Here is a 17457-nt window from a genome sequence, read left to right as displayed (position 1 = left end):
TGTTGCGTGTTAAACCTGGGCGATCCACTTGCGGTGCGTGTGGATCGACATCAAAACTCCGAACCCGGTGAACAAGGTGACCACCGAGGTGCCGCCATAGCTGATGAATGGCAGCGGTACGCCCACCACGGGCAAGAGGCCGCTGACCATGCCGATGTTGACGAAGACATAGACGAAGAAGGTCATGGTCACGCCGCCGGCGAGCAACTTGCCGAACAACGTCTGGGCCTGCACCGTGATGGTCAGTCCGCGACCGATCAGCAGCAGATAGAGCACCAGCAGCAGGCAGACGCCGACCATGCCGAACTCTTCGCCGAGGACGGCAATGATAAAGTCCGTGTGACTTTCCGGCAAAAAATCCAGATGAGACTGGGTACCCAGCAGCCAGCCCTTGCCGAATACCCCGCCCGAGCCGATGGCGGCCTTGGACTGGATGATGTTCCAGCCGGCGCCCAGCGGATCCATCTCCGGATCGAGGAAGGTCAGGATCCGGCGCTTCTGGTAATCGTGCAGGACAAAGAACCACATGGCCACGGCCATGGGCACCGCGGCGCTCACCGCGCCGATCAGCCAGCGCCACTGAAGGCCGCCGACGAACAGCACGAAGCCGCCCGAGGCCAGCACCAGCATGGCGGTGCCGAGGTCGGGCTGGTCGAGGATCAGCACGAAGGGCACCACCACCAGCGACAGGCTGATCAGGCTGTGCTTGAAGTTGGGCGGCAGGCTGCGCTTGGACAGGTACCAGGCCATCATCATGGGCATCAGCAGCTTCATGAATTCCGACGGCTGGAAGCGGATGACCCCGGGAATGTTGATCCAGCGGGTGGCACCCATGGCGTTGTGGCCCATGACGTCCACCACCACCAGCAGGGCCACGCCGATCACGTAGCCGAGGGGCACCCAGCGCGCCATGAAACGCGGTTCGAGCTGGGCGACGACGGCCATGGCCACCAGCCCGAGGCCAAAGGAGCTGGCCTGCTTGAACAGCAGGTCGAGATTGCGCCCGCCCGCGGAATAGAGGACGAACAGTCCGGTCGCCCCCAGCATCACCAGCAGGATCAGCAGCGGGCCATCGATGTGCAGGCGCTGCAGCAGGGTGGCGCGCCGCTTCATCACGTCCCCTTCGGGGATGGTGCGATCGAAGTTGGGAGCAAGACTCATGGCTGCACCTTGGTCGCGGCGGCGGTGGCCGCGGCGGTATTGGGCTTGGCGTACTCGGCCTTGAGACGGCCCTGGTCATCGAGCAGCCAGGCGTCCAGCACCTGGCGCACCACCGGGGCGGCCACGCCGCTGCCCGACTCGCCGTTCTCGACCATCACCGCCACGGCGATCTGCGGATTGTCGGCCGGGGCGAAGGCGACGAACAGGGCGTGGTCGCGGTGCCGCTCCTTGAGCGCCGCCGAGTTGTACTTCTCGTTCTGGCGAATGGCGACCACCTGGGCGGTACCGCTCTTGCCGGCGATGCGGTACTGGGCGCCGACATTGATCTTGTGCGCGGTGCCGCGCGGATTCTGCACCACCATTTCCATGCCGTGGACGGCCCTGTCCCAGTAGGTCGGGTCCCTGAGCTCGATGTCGGGCATGGGATTGCTGTCCACCGGGGGCTGGCCATCGAGGGTCCTGGCGAGGTGCGGACGGATCCACTTGCCATGGTTGGCGATCAGGGTGGTGACCTGGGCCAGCTGCAGCGGCGTGGTCTGCATGTAGCCCTGGCCGATGCCGAGGATCAGCGTCTCGCCGGGGAACCAGGCCTGGCGGCGGGTGGCACGCTTCCACTGGCGCGAGGGCATCAGGCCCGGTGCCTCCTCGAACATGTCCAGGGAGACCTTCTGGCCGAGACCGAACTTGCCCATGTACTCGGAGAGGCGATCGATGCCGATCTTGTGGGCGAGATCGTAGAAATAGGTGTCGTTGGATCTCATCAGCGCCATGTCCAGATCCACGTAGCCGTCGCCGCCGTGGTTCCAGTTGCGGTACTTGTGATCGTAGTTGGGCAACTCGTAGTAGCCCGGATCGAAGACCCGCGCCTGGGGCGTGGTGGCGCCGCTGTCGAGACCGGCGATGGCCACCGCAGGCTTGATGGTCGAACCGGGCGGATAGAGGCCGCGCAGCACCCGGTTGTAGAGCGGGCGATCGATGGAGTCGCGCAGCTCGGAATATTCCTTGAAGCTGATCCCGGTGACGAAGGGATTGGGGTCGTAGCTCGGCTGGCTGACCATGGCCAGCACCTCGCCGGTCTTGGGCTGGATGGCGACGATGGCGCCACGGCGCCCGCCCAGGGCGGCTTCGGCGGCGGCCTGCAGACGTGAATCGATGGTCAGGACGATGTCCTTGCCCGGCTTGGGGTCGGTGCGATTGAGCACCCGCAGCACCCGGCCGCGGGCGTTGGTCTCCACCTCTTCGTAGCCTACCTCGCCGTGCAGCTCGGGCTCGTAGAAGCGCTCCACGCCGGTCTTGCCGATGTGGTGGGTGCCGCTGTAGTTGACCGGATCCAGGCGCTTGAGCTCCTGTTCGTTGATCCGCCCGACATAGCCCACCGAGTGGGCGAAGTGCTCGCCCATGGGATAGTGGCGCACCAGCTGTGCCGTCACCTCGACCCCGGGCAGGCGGAACTGGTTGACGGCGATCTTGGCGATCTGCTCCTCGGTCAGCTCGAACAGCACCGGCACCGGCTCGAAAGGCCGCCGGCCCTGCTTCATGCGCTTTTCGAACAGCTCGCGGTCTTCCTCGGTCAGGCCCAGCACCTGCACCAGGGTATCGAGGGTCTGCCGCCAGTTGTCGGCCCGCTCGCGGGTGATGGTCAGGCTGAAGCTGGGGCGGTTGTCGGCGACGATGATGCCGTTGCGGTCGTAGATCAGGCCGCGGGTGGGCGGGATCGGCTGGACATGGACCCGGTTGTTTTCCGACAGGGTCGAGTGGTAGTCGTGCTGGATGACCTGCAGGTAGTACATGCGCGCCACCAGTACGCAGGCGAGCACGAGAAACAGCACCGCCCCGACCGTCACGCGGGCGCGGACGAGCTGGGCGTCTTTCTCGTGGTCCTTGAGGCGTATGGGTTGCGACATCGCAGGTACGGACTACTTGTGATACGGATGGCCGGCCAGTACGGTCCAGGCGCGATAGAGCTGCTCGCCGACGAGGATGCGCACCAGCGGATGCGGCAGGGTCAGCGGCGAGAGCGACCAGCGCTGTTCACTGCGCGCCTGCACCTCGGGAGCGAGACCCTCGGGACCGCCGACCATGAGGTTGACGGTGCGGGCTTCCAGGCGCCACTGCTGGAGTGTTTCAGCCAGTTGCTCGGTGCTCCAGGGCTTGCCGGTGACCTCCAGGGTCACCACGCGCTCGCCCGGTTGCACCTTGGCCAGCATGGCCTCACCCTCCTGGCGGATCAGCCGGGCGACGTCGGCGTTCTTGCCACGGGTCTGCAGCGGGATCTCGACGAGCTCCAGCGGCAGTTCCGGCGGCAGACGCTTGACGTACTCGTGCCAGCCCTCCTCGACCCAGCGCGGCATGCGCGAGCCGACGGCGATGAGACGCAGGCGCACCGGCGTTATTCGCCGTGGGCGGCGCGGCTCTGCTCGGCACCGCGCCAGAGGCGCTCGAGGTCATAGAACTCGCGGGTGGTCGGCAGCATCACGTGGACGACCACGTCACCCAGGTCGAGCAACGCCCATTCGCCGCCTTCCAGGCCTTCGCTGCCCAGCGGGCGCACGCCCTGCTGCTTGACCTTTTCCAGCACGTTGTCGGCCAGCGACTTGACGTGGCGGCTGGAGGTGCCGCTGGCGATGACCATGATATCGGTCACGCTGGTCTTTTCACGGACGTCCAGGGAGATGATGTCCTGGGCCTTCATGTCTTCCAGGGCGGCGATGGCCACCTGGACGAGTTGTTCGCTTTGCATGGTGTAACTCTTACCTCGGTTCGGAGGACGCCGGATAGAGGCCGTGCGTCCGGATGTAGTCAAGCACGGCATCGGGCACCAGGAAGCGGATGGACTTCCCGGTGGCCAAGAGGCCGCGGATCTGGGTGGCGGACACCGCGAGCGGGTTCTGCCAGATAAAGGTGATCTGCCCGCCCGGCCCCTTCAGGGCCTGGGGATCGGGCTGACTGCGCGCCGCCAGGAAATCGCGCAATTCCTGGCAGGGCTCGCTGTCGGCGTCGGGTCGTTGCAGGACCAGGATGTGGCACAGCTCCAGCAATTCGCGCCAGCGGTGCCAGCCCGGCAGGCCGCAGAAGGCGTCCCAACCCAGCATGAGCAACAGCTGCACCTCATCGCCGAGTTCGGCGCGCAGGCTTTCCAGGGTCTCTATGGTATAGGAGTGGCGCGTCCGGCGCAGTTCCCGGTCATCGACCACCAGGGTCGCGACGTCGGCCACCGCCAGTCGCACCATCGCCAGGCGATCCTCGGCGGAGACGCTGGGCGCCTCGCGATGGGGCGGCCGGGCGCTGGGGATCAGCCGCAGTTCGTCCAGCGCCAGCGCCTCGGCCACCTCCAGCGCCGCGCGCAGGTGGCCGATGTGCACGGGATCGAAGGTACCGCCGAACAGGCCGATGCGGGTGGGCAGGCTGCTCATCAGCTACGGACGTGACCGTCGCCGAAGACCACGTATTTCTCGCTGGTCAGCCCTTCCAGGCCCACCGGCCCGCGGGCGTGCAGCTTGTCGGTGGAAATGCCGATCTCGGCGCCCAGGCCGTATTCGAAGCCATCGGCGAACCGCGTGGAGGCATTGACCATCACCGACGCCGAATCGACTTCGGTCAGGAAACGCCGGGCGTCGCTGAAATTCTCGGTGACAATGGCATCGGTGTGCTGCGAGCCATAGGCATTGATGTGCTCGATGGCCGCATCGAGGCCGTCCACCACCCGGATGGACAGGATCGGGGCGTTGTATTCGGTCCGCCAGTCTTCTTCGCTGGCCAGCAGGACGTCGGTCCCTAGCAGCGCTCGTGTCCGCTCGCAGCCGCGCAGCTCCACCTGCTTGTCGCGATAGATGGCGGCCAGGGCCGGCAACACTCGCTCGGCGATGGCCGCATGGACCAGCAGCGTCTCCATGGTATTGCAGGGAGCATAGCGCTGGGTCTTGGCGTTGTCGGCGATGCGAATGGCCTTATCGACATCGGCGGCGCGGTCGATATAGACGTGGCAGATACCGTCCAGGTGCTTGATCACCGGTACCCGGGCATCGCGGCTGATGCGTTCGATCAGGCTCTTGCCACCCCGCGGCACGATGACGTCGACGTATTCGGGCATGGTGATCAGGGCGCCTACCGCAGCGCGATCGGTGGTTTCCACCACCTGGACCAGCTCGGCCGGCAGTTCGGCTTCGGCCAGACCCGCCTGGATGCAGGCGGCGATGGCCTTGTTGGAATGAATGGCCTCGGAGCCACCGCGCAGGATGGTGGCATTACCGGATTTGAGACAGAGACTGGCCGCATCGATGGTCACGTTGGGGCGCGACTCGTAGATGATGCCGATGACACCCAGCGGCACACGCATCTTGCCCAGCTGGATGCCCGAGGGCACGTATCTCATGTCGCGGATTTCGCCGATGGGATCGGGCAACGTTGCCACCTGGCGCAGACCTTCGATCATGTCGTCGATGCGCTGGGGCGTCAGTGCCAGGCGATCCAGCATGGCCGGTTCCAGACCATTGGCGCGCGCGGCGGCCAGGTCCTGCTCGTTGGCAGCAGTCAGCTCGGCACGGCGAGCATCCAGCGCGGCGGCAGCCGCGAGCAAGGCGCGGTTCTTCTGGGCGGTGCTCGCCCGGGCGGCGACCCGCGACGCAGCACGGGCAGCCTGGCCAAGACGGGTCATGTAGGCGGAGACGGACTCGGTCATGGTCGGCGGCCTGCGAAAGACGGTGGGAAAGCCGCAGAGTATAGCGTCGCCGGGCCCTGCGCGGCCAGCGCCGGGGGGCCTGGCCGTGGCATTCGCCTGCTCTATTTGGTTGACTCGCCACGGCCTGTCGGGAATCATCCCCGGCTGTATTTGCCGTTCAGCTTGCGTTCAGCTATTCCCTAATAGCCGAAATCGTTCCAGCTCTGCGCCAGGTGCTGCAGCGACGCCTACCAGCCTTCACGGAAAGAACCATGCCCAAGCACCTCACCTTGTCCCTTGGTCTGCTCGCCCTGCTGATCCATGCCGACGCGACCTGGGCCGCCGCTGCCGACGCCGCGCCGACCGCGGCCGCCGTCCAGGCGCTGGAAGCCCAGCTGAAGAAGACGCCCCAGGATCCGGATGCCCTGGGCAAGCTGGGCAGTGCCCGCCTGGCGCAGCAGCGCTGGACCGATGCCGAGCAGTTGCTGACCCAGGCCGTGCAGAAAGGCGGCAAGACCTGGCAGCCGGCGCTGGACGAGGCGCGCTACCACCACCTGCTGGAACGCGCCCACGCGGCCGAGAACAAGCGCGAGCTGGACCAGGCACGGGATCTCAGCGTGGAGGCCATCCGGCTGAAGCCCGAAGCGGTCGAGGCGCAGCTGTTCCTCGCCGGCATCCAGAGCCAGAAGCGCCAATGGGAACTTGCCGAGGCCACCTATCGCCAGGTGCTGATGCGCGAGCCGGCCAACGTCGACGCCTACTATGGGCGCATCGCCGCGCTCAACGAGCTGGGCCGCACCGAAGAAGCCCTGCAACTCACCAAGAATCTGCAGCCAAGCGCCAAGAACCCGATCAAGGGCCTGGATCGCCTGCGTGCCGGGCAGGCCATGCAGGAAGCCGAAGCCGCCGAGGCGCGGGGCGACCTGCAGGGCGCCTCGCGGCTGCTGGAACAGGCGCGCAAGGAAGCCCCGGAAGACCCCTGGCTGCGCCTGGCCCAGGCCCGCCTGGAGGTCCGTCAGGGCCGGCCGCGCGCCGCCCGCGACCTGGTGGACAGCCTGGTCAAGGATGGCGCCCAGCGCCCCGAGGTGCTCTATGCGAGTGCCCTGCTGTCCAACGAGCTGGGTGAATACCCGCGCGCCATGCAGACCCTGATGCGCATTCCCCAGACGCAGCGTTCGGCGGACATGAACGCCCTGGCCGCGCGCATCACCTTCAACGAACAACTGGCCGAGACCGTGGCCCTGGCCAAGCAGGGTCGCCGCGAGGAAGCGCGCAGCCTGATGCAGCGCCTGGAAGCCCGCGCCGGCCGCAATCCGGATCTGATCGGCGACCTGGCCGAGGCCTTCGCCACCGCCGGCGATCCCGAGCACGGCCTGGCCCTGCTCAAGCCGATGATCACCGGCGATACCCGTCCGGCGCCCGCCATGCAGCTGCACTACGCCAGCATCCAGCTGCAGCTGAACCAGGACCAGACCGTGGGCAACGTCCTGCGCGACCTGCAGGGCGTGGTACTCGACAGCGGCGAGAAGCAGCAGTACGACGACCTCCTCGCCCGCTACCGCATCCGTCAGGCCGATCGCCTCACCGACCAAGGCAAGCTGGCTGCCGCCTACGACACCCTGGCCCCGGCGCTCAAGGCCCGTCCCGACGACAAGGCCGCCCAGGCCGCCCTGGCGCGCATGTACCTGGCCAGCGGCGACGCCCAGAAGGCGCGCCAGCTCTATCGCGACGTGCTCAGCGACCAGCCGAAGGACGCCGAGTTCTATCTGGGCGCCGCCGAAATCGCCGCCAAGTCACAGGACAGCGTCACCGCCCGCCAGTACCTGGACCAGGCGGTCAAGCTCGGCCAGAGCGATCCCCTGGTGCTGCGCCGCGCCGCCCTGCTCTACCGCGACATCGGCATGGCCGGCACCGCGACCGGCCTGCTGGAGCAGGTGGTGCAGGTGGAGCGCAAGGATCGCGAATCCGCGGCCCGCGCCGCCGGCGCCAGCGACAACCCCTTCGCCACCCTGCCCGGGCAGACCCGCAGCGCTGACGCCCTGGCCGCCGTTCCGGCCGCCGCGGGTGGCAACGCCGGCGGCGCCGACTATGCCTGGAGCGATCCGCTGCAGGCGCAGAAGGCTGCCAACAACCCCTTCAACGACCTGTCCGTGGTACCTACCAGCAGCCTGTCGAGCAGCCTGGCCACCGAGCAGATCCTCGGCCAGCTGCAGCGCGAGCGCAGCATCCGCATCACCCAGGGTCTGAGCGTGCGCAGCTACGATCCCAGCGGCAGCTCGCGCCAGACCACCGTCAGCGCACCGCTGGAGATCTCCTTCCCCGCCGGCGACCAGCGCCTGGCCGTGCGCGTCACCCCGACGCGAATCAACGACAGCAGCAGCGACGGCAGCCAGAAGGAAAACGGCGTGGCGGCGTCCATCGCCGTGGAAGACGCCGGGCGCGGGCTCAAGGGCGATATCGGCGTCTCGCCGGTGGGCCTGAGATACAGCACCGTGGTCGGCGGCGCGACCCTGGAACGCCCGCTGAGCAGCCTCAGCGAGAACCTGCTCTATGCCCTGAGCGTGTCGCGGCGTTCGGTGACCGATTCCCTGGCGTCCTACGGCGGCATCCGCGATCCGCGCACCGGCCAGGAGTGGGGCGGCGTCACCGCCAACGGCGGCCTGGCGCGGCTGAGACACGACGATGGTCGTTACGGCTCCTACATCTACGGCGCGGCCCATCGCCTGACCGGTCACGACGTCAAGGACAACGATCGCTTCGAGATCGGCACCGGCGTCTACTACTACCTGCGCAATGGCCCGGACAGCCTGTTCACCGTGGGCCTCTCGGCCACCGCGATCGGCTACGACAACAATCAGAACCACCTGACCTACGGTCATGGCGGCTACTTCAGTCCGCAGCGCTACTTCGCCATCGGCGTACCCCTGGTGTGGGCGCAGCGGGGCGATCTCTGGGCCTACCAGGTGCAGGGCATGCTGGGCGTGCAGACCATTCGCCAGGACGCCGCGGATCGCTATCCGGACGACGCTGCCCTGCAGGCGGCCGCGGAAGCCGCCGGCGAAGGCCAATACGGCAGCAAGAGCAAGACCGGCGTGGCCTACAGCCTCTCCGCCAATGGCGAATACCGCCTCAGCGGGCAGTTCGCCCTGGGGGGCCGTCTGGGCATGGACAATTCCCAGGACGAGCGCGACGTCAACGGCAACCTCTATCTGCGCTACTTCTTCGAAGAGCAGGAAGGCCGACCGCAACTCTCGCGGCCACAGCCCTACCGCTCGCGCAACGAGGAATAAGGAAAAAGGCCCGCACCCGCGGGCCTTTTTCTTGGCCTGCAAACGTCGGCCAGTCACCCTTTCGCCTTCCGACAAACCCCGCCACAGTTATTGGTCTGGGAAATTCCCGAGCGCGATTTACAATCCCCCGGCCCCGAGGCGTTGCGTCTCGATCCGCGTCCTTGAGGCAGCCAAGGCTTTCCCCATGGGTCTGAGGACGCAACCCCAGCCCCCAGGAAGCCTTTCGATGACGGAACTGCTAGACGGCCTGACCCAGTGGATCAACCAGCACCACCAGTGGCTGGGTGTGGCCATCTTCATCATCTCCTTTCTCGAGTGCCTGGCCCTGGCCGGGCTGGTGGTACCCGGCACGGTGATCCTGTTCGCCGTGGCCGTCGCCGCCGGCAATGGCGCGCTCAATCTCTTCGACACCCTGCTGCTGGGCTTTCTTGGCGGCATTCTCGGCGACGCGGTGTCATATTTCATCGGTCGGCGCTTCCATGAAGGCATCCGCCGCCTGCCCGGACTGCGCACCCACCCGGAATGGATCGGCTCGGCCGAGGGCTTCATCCACAGATACGGCATAGCCAGTCTGCTGGTGGGTCGCTTCATCGGTCCGCTGCGCCCGCTGCTGCCGCTGATCGCCGGCATGCTCGACATGCCCCTGGTCAAATTCGTTAGCGTCAGCCTGGTGGCCGCGGCCGGCTGGTCCATCGCCTACCTCGGCCCGGGCTGGGTGACCGGCGCGGCCTTCCGCCTGCCGCTGCCGGAGGGCTTCTGGCAACAGGCCGGCATCGTCTTCGGTGGCGCGGCGGTGCTGCTGACGGTGGTGGCCCATGGCGCCTGGCGCGAGCGCGCCGGCACCACGCTGATCAGCGGCGCCCTCTGCCTGGCCGGGCTGCTGGCGCTGCTGTTCGGCTGGCACCACCTGCGCGCCTTCGACGAAGGCCTGATGGCCCTGGTCCAGGAGCATCGCGAAGGCTGGCTCAACCTGGTCGCCGTGGTCATCACCCGCATGGGCGATTTCCGCACCCAGCTGATCCTCGCCGCCGTGCTGATCCTGGTGCTGGCGGCCTATCGCCAGTGGCGCCCGCTGCTGTTCGCCCTGGGCACCACCCTGGGGACCGCCCTGGCCAACGGCCAGTTGAAGAATCTGCTGGCCCGCGCCCGCCCCGACGTGCTCGCCGAGCCGCTGACCACCTACAGCCTGCCCAGCGGTCACAGCTCGGCCTCCTTCGCCTTCTTCCTGACCCTGGGCATCCTCGTCGGGCGCCGCTACGGTCCGCGCGGGCGCCTCGCCTGGCTGGTGATCGCCGCCCTGCCAGCGGTACTCATCGCCCTCAGCCGCGTCTATCTGGGCGTGCACTGGCCCACCGACATCCTCGCCGGTGCCCTGCTCGCCGGGGGGTTCTGCGGCCTGAGCCTGGCACTGCTGCAGAAGACCGGCGGCAATCGCCTGGAGCCGATTCCGACGCGGACCTGGTGGGTGCTGCTGCCACTGGTGGTGCTCGTGCTGGCCTTCGCCGTCGGCTGGGCCCTGCCAGAGGCCATCGAGCGCTATGCGCCCCGGCTATAAGGGCCCGCCAACCAAAAAATCCGCTCAGGGTCCTGCAGTTCCGCTGCTCTTGTGGTCTGAACGCCTGGAATTGCACAAGTGGCCGGGGGAGGCACAATAGATGGCAGCGCAGATTGCCGACTGGAACGAACTGGACTTTCTCGCCGGCGGCGGCGAGATGGGTGCCCGACTGCGCACCCACGACTGGTCGGATTCGCCCCTGGGTCCGCCGTCGCAGTGGCCGCAATCACTGCGCTCGGCATTGAGCATCTGCCTGAACTCCAGCTTTCCTACCGCCATCTACTGGGGCCCCGACCTGCTGCTGCTCTACAACGATGCCTGGGCACCGATTCCCGCGGAACGGCATCCCTGGGCCTTGGGATGTCCCGCCCAGGAAGTCTGGCAGGACATCTGGCCGGTGGTCGGACCGCAGTTCGGGCAGGTCCTGAGCAGCGGCCAGGGCTTTTCGGTCTTCGACCAGTTGCTGCCGATGGTGCGCCAGGGCGTGGTCAGCGAGACCTACTGGAACTACAGCTTCACGCCCATCCGCGGTGAAGGCGGCGAGATCGCCGGGATCTTCAACCAGGGCCACGAGACCACCCAGCGCATCCTCGACGAGCGGCGGCGCGCCGCCGAGGCCGCACGCCAGCGGCGGATGTTCGAGCAGGCGCCCGGCTTCGTCGCCATCGTACGGGGGCCGGACCACGTCTTCGACTTCATCAATGTCGCCTACAGCCGCTTGTTCGATGGCCGGCCCCGCGAAGGCCTCACGGTGCGCGAAGTCTTTCCCGAATTGCAGAGCCAGGGCTACTTCGAGTGGCTCGAACAGGTCTATCGCAGCGGTCGCCGCTTCGTCGCCGAGCACCAGCCGCTGCGCCTGGAGACCGCGGGCGAACCGGTCCGCACCCTGTACCTGGATTTCATCTACGAACCCCTGACCGATGAAACCGGCCAGGTGATCGGCATCTTCTGCCAGGGGCAGGACGTCACCGAGGCCCATCTGGCCCGGGCTGCCCTGGAGGCCAGCGAACGACGCTTTCGCACCGCCCTGGAGATCGAGACGGTGGGCGCCCTCTGCTTCGATGCCGAGGGGCGGCTGATCGATGCCAATGACGCCTTCCTGCGCATGAGCGGCCATGACCGCGAGGATCTGGCCGCCGGGCGCATCGCCTGGCCGGCCCCGAGACTGCCACGCGCCGACGCTCAGGTGCCGCCCGAGGAGCGTTGCTATCGACGCCGCGACGACTCGACCGGCTGGGCCCTGGTGGCCGCCAAGCGCCTGCCCGATGGCAGCGCCTTCGAATTCCTGGTCGACATCAGCGACCGCAAGCAGGCCGAAGCCGAGTTGCGCGAGGAAACCCGCACCCTGGAAGCCCTCAAGCGCATCGATACGGAACTGGCCAGCGAGCTGGATCTGGTACATCTGGTGCAGACCGTGACCGATGCCGGGGTGGAGTTGACGGGCGCCCGCTTCGGCGCCTATTTCAGTCATCAGGTCACCGACGCTGGCGGCGGCCTGCGGCTCTTCACCCTATCCGGTGCCGAGCGCGACGCTTTCGAGCGCCTCGGCGAGCCCGGCGCCACGGCCATGTTCGCCCCCACCCTGGAGAACGCGGGCGTGGTAAAAGCCGACGACGTGGCTACCGATCCGCGCTATGGCCAGTCCGCACCGCACCAGGGCCTGCCGCCCGGACACCTGCCGGTGCGCAGCTATCTGGCCGTCTCCGTGGTGGCCCGTGACGGGACGGTGCTGGGTGGGCTTTTCTTCGGCCATCCCGAACCCGGGCGTTTCAGCCTTCGCCACGAACGGCTGATGGCGGCCCTGGCCGCTCGCGCGGCCATCGCCATCGAGCAGGCCCAGTTGTTCCAGGCGGTGCGTACCGCCAACGAGACCCTCGAACAGCGGGTGATCGAGCGCACCGTCGAACTGACCCAGGCGCAGCAGGCGCTGCATCAGGCGCAGAAGATGGAAGCCATCGGCCAGTTGACCGGCGGCATCGCCCATGATTTCAACAACCTGCTGGCCGGCATCATCGGCAGCCTGGAGTTGATCGAGCGGCGCCTGCAGCAGAGCCGTACAGACCAGCTCGACCGGCTGCTCGGGGGCGCCCAGGCCTACGCCGCACGCGCCGCCTCCCTGACCCAGCGGCTGCTGGCCTTTTCCCGGCGGCAGACGCTGGAACCCAAGCCCACCGACGTCAACGAGCTGATGCTGGCCATGGAAGAACTGATCCGCCGCAGCGTCGGCCCGGCGATCGAGGTCCGGGCCGAGCCGGCGGAGCCACTCTGGCCGACGGTGATCGATGCGGTGCAACTGGAAAGCGCCCTGCTCAACCTGGCGATCAATGCCCGGGATGCCATGCCCCAGGGGGGGCAGCTGCGGTTGTCCACGGCCAATCTGCCCGAGGACGCACCCGGGCGACCGGACGACCTGCCTGCCGGAGACTATGTGCGGGTCAAGGTAAGCGATACCGGTAGCGGCATCGCGCCGGAGATCCTGGAGCGGATCTTCGATCCCTTCTTCACCACCAAGCCGCCGGGCCAGGGCACCGGATTGGGCCTGTCGATGGTGCATGGCTTCGTGCACCAGTCGGGCGGTCAGATCCAGGTCGACACCACGCCTGGCGTGGGTACCTGCATCTCGCTCTATCTGCCTCGGGCACCGGAGGACGCCGCCCGCACGTCCTGAGCGACGCCTGACGGCGCCGCCCGGCCGACCTCAGAGGCCGGCGCCATGGGGCGTGGTGCCGCCCTTCATCTGCGACTGCAGGTAGTTCTGCAGACCGATCTTGTCGATCAGGCCCAGCTGCTGCTCCAGCCAGTAGGCGTGGTCTTCCTCGGTGTCTTCCAGCTGCACCACCAGGATCTCGCGGGTCACGAAGTCCTTGTGCTGGTTGCACAGGGCCACGCCCTGGGCCAGGGCTTCCCGCACCTCGTACTCCAGCGCCAGGTCGGCGCGCAGCATCTCCGGCACGGTCTGGCCGACGGTGATGGCGTTGGGACGCATGTCCGGCGTGCCTTCGAGGAACAGGATGCGACGCAGCAGCGCATCGGCGTGCTGGGTTTCCTCTTCCATCTCATGGCCGATCCGCTCGTACAGGCGCATCAGGCCCCAGTCCTCGTACATCCGCGAATGGATGAAGTACTGGTCGCGCGCCGCCAGCTCGCCGCGCAGCAGCTGGTTGAGGTAGTTGATGACGTCCGGATGGCCTTGCATGAAAAGAGTCCTGTGCTGTTCAGTGCCCAGTTTAGCGCGCTGGCGCCCAGAGGACGCCGTTCATCGCCCGACCACTGGGGCCGTTCGTCTCATCGCAGCGCTAATCGTTCTGCTTCACGATCAGCTTAGCCAAGGCGGCGGCGGTTCCTCGCGCACGCTGGGTTCGTCCTGCTCGCGCCGCGCGGCCTGCCGTCGCTCCTCGTCACGCCGCGCCGCCTCGATCTCGCGCATCACCGCATGGACATCGGCCTGGTCTTCACGCTCGGCGAATTCGCCGGTCAGACGGGTATTGGCGAACAACTCGCCCTTCTCGAACAGCGCCCACATCTCCGGCGCATAGCGGGTCGTGCGCAACTCAGGCGCGAAGCGGCCAAAGTAGAGCGCCATGTTCTCCACATCCCGCGCCAGCAGGCGGAAGGCATGGTTGTTGCCGGCCGCATCCACTGCCTGGGGCAGGTCGATGATGACCGGGCCGTCTTCGGCCAGCAGCACGTTGAATTCGGAAAGGTCGCCATGGACCAGTCCGGCGCAGAGCATGCGCACGATCTGGCCGATCATCAGTTCGTGATAGCGCAGGGCTTCCTCGGCAGTGAGCGTCACGTCGTTGAGCCGCGGCGCGGCCTCGCCATTGCCGTCGGTGACCAGGTCCATCAGCAGCACGCCGTCGAGGAAGTCGTGGGGCTTGGGTACCCGTACCCCGGCGTCGGCCAGGCGATAGAGCGCCGTCACCTCGGCGTTCTGCCAGTTGTCCTCGCGCTCGCGCCGACCGAACTTGGAGCCCTTGGCCATGGCGCGGTTTTCCCGACTGCCACGCACCTTGCGCCCCTCCTGGTACTCGGCGGCCTGGCGGAAGCTGCGCTTGTCGGCCTCCTTGTAGACCTTGGCGCAGCGTACCTGGCTGCCGCAGCGCACCACGTAGACCGCCGCTTCCTTGCCACTCATCAGGGGCCGTATCACCTCATCGACCAAGCCGTCCTCGATCAGCGGCTCGATGCGTTTGGGAGTTTTCATCGCCGGTTCCAGCTCCTTCTTGTCGGTCGTCACAGCGGACGTGTGACGCAAGTTTCAAGCCAGACGCCGAGAAAGGGAAGTCGGCGTCGTCCTTGAGCGTGCGACTCATCGAAGCGGACAAGATTCCTCGGCCGTGACCGACTGCGTGCTCAACCCCCGAAGAAGGCCAGGAAACGCCGCCACTCGGCCTGGGCGACGGCCAGTTCCACCGGGGCGAAACGCACCTCGTGATGAGCCGGGCACTGGGCCAGGCGCGCCAGGTCCAGCGGATGGATGAAGCCCAGCAGCGGATAGCCGCCCATGGTCTGGCGATCCGCCATGAGCACGATGGGCTGCCCGTCGGGCGGCACCTGGATGGCCCCGGTCACCACCCCCAGCGACCACTGGCGACGGGGGGGCGCCAGGGGCACCTCCCCGGCCAGGCGGATGCCCATGCGATCGGATTGCGGACTGATTCGCCAGGGTTGCGTGAAGAACGCCTGCTGCTGCGCCAGTCCGAAGGCCTCGGCGTCGCCGCCAAGGATCACCCTCAGCGTCGGCACCTCGCGATAGTCCGGCACGAAGCGCGCAGCCGGTCCGCAGCCGTGGGCATGCAGCTCGGCCACCGTCGCGCAATCCAGCCGCTGCCCGGTTGCCAGGGGCGCGCCCCTGCCCTCCAGCCCGCCCAGGCCTTCGCGTCGATTGCTGGCCACGCTACCCAGGGTCGCCGCCGCCTGGAAACCGCCACCGGCAGCGGCCAGGTACGCGCGCTGCCCGGCCTGGGCGAAGCCCAGGCGCAGTCGCATGCCGGCCTGTACCGGAAAGCACGACCAGGCCGGCAGCGGCTCGCCATCCAGGCGGGCGTCCAGCGGCGCGCCGGTCAGCGCCAGCCAGGTAGCGGTCTCCATCTCGAATTCGGCGCCGCCCAGGGCGATCTCCAGCAGCGGCGCCGTTACCGGATTGCCCACCAGGCGATTGGCCCAGCGCGCGGCATGGCCGTCCATGGGCCCCGAGGGGGCCACGCCCAGGTGTTGCCAGCCCTGGCGCCCCAGGTCCTGCAACAGGGTCAGGGGACCGGACTTGATGACCTTGAGACCGCTCATGACTGACCTCCCCGGGCACGAAAGGCCGCTGCGTCGACGGGCACGAAGCGCACTCGATCACCGGGTGCCAGCAGGCACGGCGGCTCGGCCTGGGCGTCGAAGACCGTCCACAGGCAGCGGCCGATGAGATTCCAGCCGCCCGGCGAGGCCTGCGGATAGACCGCGGTCTGGCGCTCGGCGATGGCCAGGCTGCCGGCGGGCACGCTGGTGCGCGGCGTGCTGCGCCGGGGCAGCGCCAGGCGCTCGTCCAGCTCGCCGAGAAAGGCGAAGCCCGGCATGAAGCCGACGGCGCCCACCTGATAGTCACGCCCACAGTGCCGGGCAATGACCTCGGCCTCGCTCAGGCCACAGCGCTCGGCCACCTCGGCGAGGTCCGGGCCGGCATAGAGCGTCGGGACCTCGTGCAGACGCCCGCCCTCGCCCGCTGGCGCGGCGCCCGGCCAGTCGGCCAGCAGGGGGTCGAGTCCGGCCTGCAGCTCGGCCAGGGTCAGTCGCAGGGGATCGTAGTGCACCAGCAGGCTGGTCCAGCCCGCCACCAGATCGGTCACCGCCGGGCCGAGGCGCTGGCGAATCCGCTCGCCCAGGCGGGCGATGCGCGGGGGCAGCTCGGCGTCGGGATGCTCGGCCAGCTCGAGCAGCAGCGCCGCGACGCCGAAGGGTTTGCAGACGATCATAGGGCGTCCAGTGCCGCGCGCAGCCGGCGCAACACTGCCAGGGATTCGGCATTGTCGCCATGCACGCAGAGGCTGTCGGCGCGCAGGCGCATGGGCTGGCCATCGAAGCCGGGGAAGTCTTCGCCCCGGGCGATGGCGACGGCCTGGGCGAGGATGCGTTCGGCATCGTGATGGACGGCACCGGCCTGGCCACGCGGGGCCAGGGAGCCATCGGCCAGATAGGCGCGATCGGCGAAGGCTTCCAGCAGCAGCGGTACTCCGGCGGCCTCGGCCAGCCGGCGCTCGCGGTCGTTGTCGGCCTTGGCCAGCACCATCAGCGGCAGCCCCTGGCGATAACGGGCGCAGGCGGTGAGCGCGGCGGTCAGCAGGGCATCGTCCTTGACCAGGGCGTTGTAGAGGGCGCCATGGGGCTTCACGTACTCGACGCGCACGCCGGCGGCGCGGCAGAAGGCGTCCAGGGCGCCGATCTGGTAGAGGATCATGGCTTCCACCTCGGCCGGGGTGCAGGCCATGGGCCGCCGACCGAAGCCCACCAGATCGGGATAGGCCGGATGGGCGCCGATCTGCACACCATTGGCCACCGCCAGGGTCACGGCGCGTTGCATGGTCAGGGGATCGGCGGCATGGAAGCCGCAGGCCAGATTGGCCTGGTCGACCAGGGGGATGGCATGGGCATCGTCGCCCATGGACCAGGCACCGTAGCTTTCACCGGAATCGCAATTGAGCAGCAGGCGAGCGGGCATGACAGGATCCTCTGAGGAAGTAGCTCGAGTGTCGGAAAGCCGGGGCGCCGCTGTCCAACAAAAGATTCCGGGCGCTGGCGATAAGAAG

The 17457-nt window shown here is 67.8% G+C and carries 14 protein-coding genes; 3 read left to right on the top strand and 11 right to left on the bottom strand.

The annotated features are described in order from the left end of the window. Window positions 1-9: 9 nt before the first annotated feature. From rodA to PVZ77_RS24225, 6 genes are read right to left on the bottom strand one after another with little or no spacing between them, the layout of a single operon-like run. Window positions 10-1113: a rod shape-determining protein RodA gene (rodA, locus tag PVZ77_RS24250; RefSeq protein ID WP_208694926.1), complete on the bottom strand. Its 1104-nt coding sequence runs from the start codon at window positions 1111-1113 to the stop codon at window positions 10-12. 44 nt (window positions 1114-1157) lie between these two features. Beyond that, entirely contained in the window at window positions 1158-3065 is a 1908-nt protein-coding gene (gene mrdA / locus PVZ77_RS24245) for a penicillin-binding protein 2 (protein WP_273808584.1), read from the bottom strand. 12 nt (window positions 3066-3077) lie between these two features. Then, the gene (rlmH, locus tag PVZ77_RS24240; RefSeq protein WP_007159668.1) at window positions 3078-3545 is read right to left on the bottom strand and encodes a 23S rRNA (pseudouridine(1915)-N(3))-methyltransferase RlmH; all 468 of its coding nucleotides are present in this window, start codon (window positions 3543-3545) and stop codon (window positions 3078-3080) included. 5 nt (window positions 3546-3550) lie between these two features. Next, window positions 3551-3901: a ribosome silencing factor gene (rsfS, locus tag PVZ77_RS24235; protein WP_007159669.1), complete on the bottom strand. Its 351-nt coding sequence runs from the start codon at window positions 3899-3901 to the stop codon at window positions 3551-3553. A gap of 10 nt (window positions 3902-3911) precedes the next feature. Further along, window positions 3912-4574 carry a nicotinate-nucleotide adenylyltransferase gene (gene nadD / locus PVZ77_RS24230; RefSeq protein ID WP_017642517.1) on the bottom strand — a complete coding sequence of 221 codons (663 nt, stop codon included), beginning with the start codon at window positions 4572-4574 and terminating at the stop codon, window positions 3912-3914. Continuing rightward, on the bottom strand, window positions 4574-5839 hold the full coding sequence (locus PVZ77_RS24225) for a glutamate-5-semialdehyde dehydrogenase (RefSeq protein WP_273808583.1): 1266 nt from the start codon (window positions 5837-5839) through the stop codon (window positions 4574-4576). Before PVZ77_RS24225 ends, nadD begins: the two co-directional genes overlap by 1 nt. A gap of 251 nt (window positions 5840-6090) precedes the next feature. Between PVZ77_RS24225 and PVZ77_RS24220 the strand changes: the two genes are divergently transcribed. From PVZ77_RS24220 to PVZ77_RS24210, 3 genes are all read left to right on the top strand, one after another. Next, complete coding sequence (locus PVZ77_RS24220) at window positions 6091-9108, top strand: cellulose biosynthesis protein BcsC (RefSeq protein ID WP_273808582.1); 3018 nt, start codon at window positions 6091-6093, stop codon at window positions 9106-9108. 226 nt (window positions 9109-9334) lie between these two features. After that, a complete protein-coding gene (locus PVZ77_RS24215; RefSeq protein WP_273808581.1) occupies window positions 9335-10663 on the top strand; it encodes a bifunctional DedA family/phosphatase PAP2 family protein in 1329 nt (442 codons plus the stop codon). 100 nt (window positions 10664-10763) lie between these two features. Beyond that, window positions 10764-13331, top strand: a complete 2568-nt coding sequence (locus tag PVZ77_RS24210; RefSeq protein ID WP_273808579.1) for an ATP-binding protein — start codon at window positions 10764-10766, stop codon at window positions 13329-13331. Between the two features lie 30 nt (window positions 13332-13361). On the opposite strand, the gene bfr is transcribed toward PVZ77_RS24210, so the two are convergent. From bfr to PVZ77_RS24185, 5 genes are all read right to left on the bottom strand, one after another. Next, window positions 13362-13859 carry a bacterioferritin gene (bfr, locus tag PVZ77_RS24205; RefSeq protein ID WP_007159675.1) on the bottom strand — a complete coding sequence of 166 codons (498 nt, stop codon included), beginning with the start codon at window positions 13857-13859 and terminating at the stop codon, window positions 13362-13364. Window positions 13860-13979: 120 nt separating this feature from the next. After that, window positions 13980-14870, bottom strand: coding sequence for a PA4780 family RIO1-like protein kinase (locus PVZ77_RS24200; RefSeq protein ID WP_017642530.1), 891 nt, complete (start codon window positions 14868-14870; stop codon window positions 13980-13982). A gap of 149 nt (window positions 14871-15019) precedes the next feature. Continuing rightward, window positions 15020-15952: a biotin-dependent carboxyltransferase family protein gene (locus tag PVZ77_RS24195; RefSeq protein ID WP_273808577.1), complete on the bottom strand. Its 933-nt coding sequence runs from the start codon at window positions 15950-15952 to the stop codon at window positions 15020-15022. Continuing rightward, entirely contained in the window at window positions 15949-16626 is a 678-nt protein-coding gene (gene pxpB, locus PVZ77_RS24190; protein ID WP_273808576.1) for a 5-oxoprolinase subunit PxpB, read from the bottom strand. The genes PVZ77_RS24195 and pxpB overlap by 4 nt, the downstream gene beginning before the upstream one ends. Beyond that, on the bottom strand, window positions 16623-17369 hold the full coding sequence (locus PVZ77_RS24185; RefSeq protein ID WP_273808575.1) for a 5-oxoprolinase subunit PxpA: 747 nt from the start codon (window positions 17367-17369) through the stop codon (window positions 16623-16625). Before PVZ77_RS24185 ends, pxpB begins: the two co-directional genes overlap by 4 nt. Window positions 17370-17457 lie beyond the last annotated feature (88 nt).

This window comes from Pseudomonas sp. SHLD1, assembly GCF_028640935.1.
Lineage (GTDB): Bacteria > Pseudomonadota > Gammaproteobacteria > Pseudomonadales > Pseudomonadaceae > Chryseomonas > Chryseomonas aestiva.
The sequence above is the reverse complement of the archived record's forward strand: the minus strand, read 5'-3'. Positions and strand labels throughout refer to the sequence as shown.

Coding starts and splice junctions, on each gene's coding strand:
- rodA (WP_208694926.1), bottom strand. CDS start 1,113: ATGAAGCGGCGCGCCACCCTGCTGCAGCGCCTGCACATCGATGGCCCG.
- mrdA (WP_273808584.1), bottom strand. CDS start 3,065: ATGTCGCAACCCATACGCCTCAAGGACCACGAGAAAGACGCCCAGCTC.
- rsfS (WP_007159669.1), bottom strand. CDS start 3,901: ATGCAAAGCGAACAACTCGTCCAGGTGGCCATCGCCGCCCTGGAAGAC.
- nadD (WP_017642517.1), bottom strand. CDS start 4,574: ATGAGCAGCCTGCCCACCCGCATCGGCCTGTTCGGCGGTACCTTCGAT.
- PVZ77_RS24225 (WP_273808583.1), bottom strand. CDS start 5,839: ATGACCGAGTCCGTCTCCGCCTACATGACCCGTCTTGGCCAGGCTGCC.
- PVZ77_RS24220 (WP_273808582.1), top strand. CDS start 6,091: ATGCCCAAGCACCTCACCTTGTCCCTTGGTCTGCTCGCCCTGCTGATC.
- PVZ77_RS24215 (WP_273808581.1), top strand. CDS start 9,335: ATGACGGAACTGCTAGACGGCCTGACCCAGTGGATCAACCAGCACCAC.
- PVZ77_RS24210 (WP_273808579.1), top strand. CDS start 10,764: ATGGCAGCGCAGATTGCCGACTGGAACGAACTGGACTTTCTCGCCGGC.
- bfr (WP_007159675.1), bottom strand. CDS start 13,859: ATGCAAGGCCATCCGGACGTCATCAACTACCTCAACCAGCTGCTGCGC.
- PVZ77_RS24200 (WP_017642530.1), bottom strand. CDS start 14,870: ATGAAAACTCCCAAACGCATCGAGCCGCTGATCGAGGACGGCTTGGTC.
- PVZ77_RS24195 (WP_273808577.1), bottom strand. CDS start 15,952: ATGAGCGGTCTCAAGGTCATCAAGTCCGGTCCCCTGACCCTGTTGCAG.
- pxpB (WP_273808576.1), bottom strand. CDS start 16,626: ATGATCGTCTGCAAACCCTTCGGCGTCGCGGCGCTGCTGCTCGAGCTG.
- PVZ77_RS24185 (WP_273808575.1), bottom strand. CDS start 17,369: ATGCCCGCTCGCCTGCTGCTCAATTGCGATTCCGGTGAAAGCTACGGT.